The following is a 423-nucleotide window of genomic DNA, read 5'->3' on the forward strand; positions in this document are numbered from 1 at the left end:
TGATTATACTCCTCTGCCTGCTCTCTTGTGCGATCGGCACTGATGATAATGTCACCTAAAACCGGAGGCATCTCGGCGCCCACGATTTCGACCTCGCCTTCTCCATCTTCTTCAAGAGCAAATGAGATGACATCTGTCGGTGTATCCTTTCCCCGGTATTCTTTGTTAATCTGCTGTATGTCATCATTGGTAACGATCGTGACAGAAACCTCAGCCTGATCCTGAACGCCTTCACGCTCAGCAGCAAATTGAAGCAGATTTTCTACTTCTTTGAGCATCTCTTCTGAGACGCTTCCTGTTTCATCAACGATATCAATCAGTAAACTCATCTATTTCACCTTCTTAGTAGCCTCCGGATATTCAATCCGGGAGTGGAAAATTCCTTTTAATGTTGCACAGAGCGTTTTTGCGATTGTATCCAGC

Annotated in this window: 2 protein-coding genes; both read right to left on the reverse strand. The window is 45.2% G+C overall.

The window, feature by feature from the left end; genetic code table 11:
* A partial coding sequence (gene ybeY / locus RVS70_RS22690) for an rRNA maturation RNase YbeY (RefSeq protein WP_321134994.1) occupies positions 1-329 on the reverse strand: 329 nt, incomplete at its 3' end.
* On the reverse strand, positions 330-423 hold a 94-nt coding region (locus tag RVS70_RS23480; RefSeq protein ID WP_414617191.1), incomplete at its 5' end, for a hypothetical protein.

The sequence above is a fragment of the Virgibacillus sp. M23 genome, assembly GCF_034190895.1.
In the GTDB taxonomy this organism is placed as follows: domain Bacteria; phylum Bacillota; class Bacilli; order Bacillales; family Amphibacillaceae; genus Virgibacillus; species Virgibacillus salarius.